General features: G+C 45.2%; 7 protein-coding genes. All 7 read right to left on the reverse strand.

Annotation, left to right across the window (positions count from 1 at the left end):
- Positions 1 to 93 precede the first annotated feature (93 nt).
- Positions 94 to 780, reverse strand: coding sequence for a rhomboid family intramembrane serine protease (locus L0M85_RS09340; RefSeq protein WP_061564451.1), 687 nt, complete (start codon positions 778 to 780; stop codon positions 94 to 96).
- The gene (locus L0M85_RS09345) at positions 764 to 1,303 is read right to left on the reverse strand and encodes a 5-formyltetrahydrofolate cyclo-ligase (protein ID WP_061564452.1); all 540 of its coding nucleotides are present in this window, start codon (positions 1,301 to 1,303) and stop codon (positions 764 to 766) included. The genes L0M85_RS09340 and L0M85_RS09345 overlap by 17 nt, the downstream gene beginning before the upstream one ends.
- Positions 1,304 to 1,315: 12 nt before the next feature.
- On the reverse strand, positions 1,316 to 2,449 hold the full coding sequence (locus tag L0M85_RS09350; protein ID WP_156676394.1) for an N-acetyldiaminopimelate deacetylase: 1,134 nt from the start codon (positions 2,447 to 2,449) through the stop codon (positions 1,316 to 1,318).
- A gap of 63 nt (positions 2,450 to 2,512) precedes the next feature.
- Positions 2,513 to 3,211: a 2,3,4,5-tetrahydropyridine-2,6-dicarboxylate N-acetyltransferase gene (gene dapD, locus L0M85_RS09355; protein ID WP_006595464.1), complete on the reverse strand. Its 699-nt coding sequence runs from the start codon at positions 3,209 to 3,211 to the stop codon at positions 2,513 to 2,515.
- Positions 3,212 to 3,359: 148 nt separating this feature from the next.
- Positions 3,360 to 4,340: a hypothetical protein gene (locus L0M85_RS09360; RefSeq protein ID WP_238656917.1), complete on the reverse strand. Its 981-nt coding sequence runs from the start codon at positions 4,338 to 4,340 to the stop codon at positions 3,360 to 3,362.
- A gap of 21 nt (positions 4,341 to 4,361) precedes the next feature.
- A complete protein-coding gene (locus L0M85_RS09365; protein ID WP_238656918.1) occupies positions 4,362 to 5,099 on the reverse strand; it encodes a hypothetical protein in 738 nt (245 codons plus the stop codon).
- 10 nt (positions 5,100 to 5,109) lie between these two features.
- On the reverse strand, positions 5,110 to 5,751 hold the full coding sequence (locus L0M85_RS09370; protein ID WP_237367521.1) for a hypothetical protein: 642 nt from the start codon (positions 5,749 to 5,751) through the stop codon (positions 5,110 to 5,112).
- Positions 5,752 to 6,000: the final 249 nt, after the last annotated feature.

Here is a 6,000-nt window from a genome sequence, read left to right on the forward strand (position 1 = left end):
ATATTTTTTGCTTTCTCTACCGTTTTTGAGAAATATATACAAAAAAACTGAGACTTCACTCAGTTTTCAGATAATTTACAAATGTGCTACAAATCAAAAAAAGGGATGAAAGATAAAAGGCCAAGCACAAAGAAGGATAGCCCCAACTGTATAAAGGATCAGGGCTCCCCAGCGCCAGCTTTTCTTCACGCTATCTCGCTCACCATAGATGGGAAAGACAAAAGCTAGAATCCCTCCTCCCACCAGGCCTCCTAGATGACCGGCTAGACTGATCCCCGGCATGAAACTAAAGAGGATATTGATCAAAATCAAGGCAGTGTAACGTTGGCCCAGATAGCGAATATAGGGACTTCGAGCGATGAAGCGTAAACTGACAATGGCAGCAAAGAGTCCAGCTAGGGCTGTAGAAGCACCTGCTGCGACGACTTCTGGAGAAAAGACCAAGACAAAAAGATTGCCCATCAAGCCAGATAAGAGGTAAAGGGCTAAGAAGGCCTTCGAGCCAAATAGATCTTCTGCGATTCTACCGATAAAATAAAGGGTAACCATGTTCAAAACAAAGTGCTGCAAGCCAACATGAACAAACATGGCAGCAAGCAAACGCCAGCTCTGGCTCGGATCCACCTGGATTTCATCTCCTAATACACCTCCAAAATCATAGACAGCTTGGACCGATTCATAATCAAAGCCACGAAGCAATAACATGGATAGAAAAACGCCGGTTGTTAACAGAAGCAAGCTACTGGTCACTGGGTATTTCTTATCAAATAGTTGATTCATCCACAAGAACCTCCTGTACTGGAATATCATGAGGGGCAGGTGCAAAGTCTACTTCCTGGCAGGCATAGATGGTGCTGACAGTCGCTCCGTCGAAATCTGCCAAATAGCGATCGTAATAGCCTCCTCCATAGCCCAGACGGTAGCCATCCTTTTGAAAGGCCACTCCAGGAACATGGATCAGGTCAATCTTCGACTGATCTACCGCTTGAGCCCCATCCTCTGGTTCCAAGAGGCCAAAGGCGGTTGGTTTCAATTTCTGCGGATCGTAGGTTGCAAATTCCATGCGCCCTTTGGGATAGGTCTTTGGGATGACGACCTGTTTGCCATCTTCTTGAGCTGCATCAATGAGAAAACTTGTATCCACCTCATGCGGGAAGGACAAATAGGTCGCAATCACGCTTGCTTCTTGGTAAGCTGACAAAGAGCGTAACCGCTGGATCAAGGCTTGATCAGCCTTTCGCTTGTTCTCCGGCTCCAAGCCTTTCATCTTCTTCAATACACTTTTTCGAATACTTGCTTTCATTTACATCTCTCTTTATTGGTTGGCTTTCATTTTTAAGAAAGGACTAATAGCCTTGACACCAAAGTGCAGGGCTTCTTCCTTAGGACTCATCTGAGGGTGATGAAGGGCATAAGGACTGTCCACTCCCAACCAGAACATGACTCCATCCACTTTTGACAAGAGATATCCAAAATCCTCTCCAGTCATGGCGGGTAGGATATCAATCAAGGTCACATCTTCTGCTTGATCAAAGAAGGTCATCAGTTCATCTGCCAAGTCTGGATTGTTTTCCACCGGCAAATAGCCCCCTTGCTTGAGTTCCAGCTCTAGGTCTATATCAAAAGCATCTGCAACCCCTCTGGCAATCGTCTCGAGTCGCTTCTGGGTCAAGAGGTTCATTTCCATAGTTAGGGTCCGAATGGTCCCATGTAGAAAGGCCGTCTCCGCAATGACATTATTGGTCGTCCCCGCATGCATGGAACCGAAGGTCACAACTGCTCCCTCAATAGGATCGACATTCCGGCTAACAATAGTTTGGACCTGGGTGACAAAATAGCTGGCAGCGACCAGGGCATCCTTGGCTTCATGGGGAAAGGCGGCGTGTCCACCTTTTCCTTTAAAGGTCAGCTTCACTTCACAGGTCCCCGCAAAGAGCGTCCCCCGATTGGTCGCAATCTCGCCTACCTTTAAGTCCGGACGGACATGGAGGCCGTAGAATTGATCAGGTAACCAGTCTTCAAAGGCCCCATCCTCATACATGAGCATGCCTCCAGCCTCATTTTCCTCGGCTGGTTGAAAGAGGAACAAGAGATTGTTCTTAGGCTGTTCTTGAACCAGTTGTTCCAGCAAGCCCAAGGCTAAGGTCATATGGACATCATGACCACAGGCATGCATCCGACCTTCGTGATGAGAGGCAAAGTCAAGACCAGTTTGCTCGATAATGGGTAGTCCATCGATATCCGTCCGCCAGCCAATGGTCTTTTCTGGATTGGAGCCCTTCAGAAAAACCAGGATCCCCGTCAGCCAGGTCCGCTGCTCGACGAACTCTTTTCCTTCGGTGATTTCTGCGATCCGCTCCAAGAGATAGGCTTGTGTTTTAAATTCTTCTAGTCCAATTTCTGGGATTTGATGCAGGTCCCGCCGAATTTTTACTAAATCAAGTGTCATATCCATCTTCCTCTTTTGAGAAGAAGCCGAGGTATCCCCCAGCTTCCTTTTCTTATTCCTCTATTATAGGTTACGCAAGGCATCCTCAAGTGCTGTTTTTTGTTGCGTCTGTTCGTCAATCGTCTTGATCACGCGCGCAGGTACACCTGCTACCACTACATTTTCAGGGACATCTTGGGTAACAATCGCACCCGCTGCTACGACAGATCCATTACCAACTTGAACTCCTTCGATGACGACGGCATTGGCTCCCACCAAGACATTATCCCCGATACGAACTGGTTCTGCAGAGGCTGGCTCAATGACACCAGCTAGAACCGCTCCTGCTCCGATATGGCTGTTTTTACCAACCGTTGCACGGCCACCAAGAATAGCTCCCATATCGATCATGGTCCCCGCACCGATTTCAGCACCGATATTGATGACGGCTCCCATCATGATTACCGCATTGTCTTCAATGGTCACCTGATCTCGAATAATCGCACCTGGTTCAATCCGGGCATTCAAATAACGCTTGTCCAGCAAAGGTACCGCTGAATTGCGACCATCTTGCTCTACGATATAGTCTTTGTTTTCTGTTAAGTTGGCAAGAAGGGGCTCAATCTCTTTCCAGTCTCCAAATAGGACATTGCCTAGCTTTACAACGGATGCTGGAAGCTCTCCTGCCAATTCCCCTTCAAAGGTCACTTTTACGTTGGTTTTCTTTTCTGCATTGCCGATAAAGGCGATAATTTCTTGTGCAGTCATTTTTTGTGCAGTCATGACGATACCTCTTGTTCTATGTAGTCAGTCCTCTAGGAAGATAGGCTCCTTTTGAACTCTTTGATTTTACTATTATAGCATAATTTAATGGACACACTAAATCGCGACCTAGTCAAATGGTTACAGTTGATTCCTGTCATTTTGGTTCCTATTGGACCACTATTTTTTTCAATCGGTATTGATCCGAATTTTCGTCAAAATACAAATAGACTCGTTTGCTATCTGTAGTTGAATAGACTAGAGCGATGGTATCCACTTCTACAGGATTGGGAATAATAAAAATCATGGAATATGGATTTCCCAATTGAGAAGCCGCTTCTCGGATCTCCATCCCTTCTTGCCCATCCTGAGGCATCAGAGCTTGAAATTCGTCTGTGGTTTTGGTAGGTTCACCTAGCTTACTTTTATTGTTACCTACACTTAAACTAGTTATCTTTTCTGTATCACCAATCTTCTTAAAACTAATATAAACAAAACCAAATTGATCTGGCTGTTTATAGGTTAAATGTGTGCCTTGTTGTTCTGGTCTAAAATAGGAATAATTACCATTCCAAGCTTTCCCAAAGTGTTCAACAGTTTCCTCCGGTGTTACAAACTCTAATTTCTTATGATGGATCAAGTTCAGCAACTCGTCCAAACTAAAAGAGTGAACGCCATTGTTTTCATCCACATAGGGAGAATTTTCGGATGTCAGCTGCTTCGATTTCTTTTCTGACTCACTCTTCTCTTCCTTTGTTTGGCTAGAAGATTCTGATGGTTGGCTAGAGGAGGCAGATGATTGTTTAGAGGATGTCGAACTGAAAGAATGACGGTCCTGTTTTTTACTTACTGTGCTATCCTGCTCTGTCTTATTGAGAGAACTGCTTACATAACCAAGCGCTATAATGGAGAGACTAAAGACGAGAACCATCCCCACAGCAACTGCAAAAAGTGAACCAAAACGGGGCAAGCCCGCTCCTCGAAAAGCATCCTCACGGACACTTCTCTTTACCCCTTTTTGATAGCTCCGAAGACTGGGACTTTCAAAAGCTTCTCCTTCAGGCCCACGATCCGAAAAGACCTCAGACACTTCCCGATTCCTACTTGGGAACCTAGACCATTCTCTTTGAATCTGTCTACCTTTTTCCATTCCATTTTCCCTTCTTTTTACTTAACTTTGTTTCTTAGGATCTAGTTGACTCTTGCGCAACAAGGAATAGGAACCGTCTACATGTTCCAGCTCCAATAAATAAGTTTTTCCCTTCTCATCCTGATAGGATAGTTGAAAACCTTCCTGATCAGGCCCGATCTGGCGTCGGACGAAGGATTGTAGGCCCTGATAGTTGGCTAACAATGTCTTAAGATCTATCTTTTCTCCAAGCTCCAAACCTTGATAAACCTTTTCTGAAAAAACTTTTTTCCCCTCCCGGTCTAGATTGGCTAGACTGGCGTCAATCTCTTCTAACAGATAGCTCCCATCAGTCCCCTTGCTAAAAAGCAAACGGATGGAAGCTCCCTTGCCTCTATTGTCCCATCGATAGAGAAGAGAGAGACTGGGTTGCTTGCTTGCTGTAGATTGAAAGAGGACTTTCTCTTGGGGGTGGCTCATCTCCTTCAGAAGGGTCTCCAGGCGACTTCCAGTCTGCTTCAGACTACCGTTTTGGTTCTTTATCGATAGAGGAAAATGCTCGATCTGTTCCAAGGTCCATGGCGAATCCTTTTTTTCATTCGTTTCTTTTAAGAGTCGCTCCCCTTGAAATTCTTTCGCTTTAAAAGTTGATAAGTTCCTTATTTCACTTATCGCTGTAGAATTTTTCGGCGGATGACTAAGGACCTCTAATCCCATCCCTAGGAGGAGCGCTAGCAGCAGGAGACCAGGAATTGTTAACTTCTTGATGACTGTATCCATTTACTCCTCCTTATTCGACCTTGACTAGATGATAGCGCGCATCTTTTTGGGCTTGCAGAGTGACAAAGACAAGCCCCTCTTGTGCACGGTAGGTCAGGACTAAAGCCGTTTTGCCATCCTTATAATTCAAAAGCAATGATTGTGGCAAGCCTACCTTTTGTAAAATGTCTTCAAGCTTCATGCCGGTTTTCTCTTTCCCACTAGCAAGATTGGTAAAGGCTACCTTTTTCAGCTGTTTACTTTCCAGATGATCCTTAGAGGTTGGTTGATAGCCTTGAATAGCTGTTAGATAGTAGCCATCCTTCATATGGGTAAATTCAAATTGGTATCTATCTCGTCCATCTTGTGTCGTTCCATAGCTGAGACGAAGGAGCTGCGTTCTAGCTTTTGACTCGAGTCGAACTTGCTTGGCTCCCCCTAATTTTTTAACCATAGCCTCTGGTGTCGTCCCCTTGGTGCTTGGCACACCAGTCGCATCTCCTATTTTAAACTCCAGCAACTCCTCCAAATTCACCCCAACTTCTGGGTGATCTGATTTCGCCAGGAAGTCCTGCAGATAAGCTTCTTCCTGATGAAAGGTCACTTGCTGGTCTGTATTCAGCTGTTCTTGTGGCCTCCCAGAAGCAGCAAGCTCATAGCCTACTCCCAGCATTGCGAGGATTCCTAAAACAATCCCTCTTTTTTGGATGAAAACCAGGAGGGCCTTCAGATGTTTTCTTATTGTTTCCTTTACATTATCCATTCTGTGATCGAATCTGTATCCCTTTCCGTCCAACTGTTCACGCCTATTTCCTTTAGCAACATATCCTACTATACCATAAATAGCCAGTCCTCGCTAGAATAGAGAAGAGAGTGGGACAGAAATCGGTAATTCGTTAGAATTCGATTTCGTCGTCCCACC

Origin of the sequence: Streptococcus sp. DFI.7.26 (assembly GCF_022240605.1) — a bacterium.
GTDB classification, from domain to species: domain Bacteria; phylum Bacillota; class Bacilli; order Lactobacillales; family Streptococcaceae; genus Streptococcus; species Streptococcus xiaochunlingii.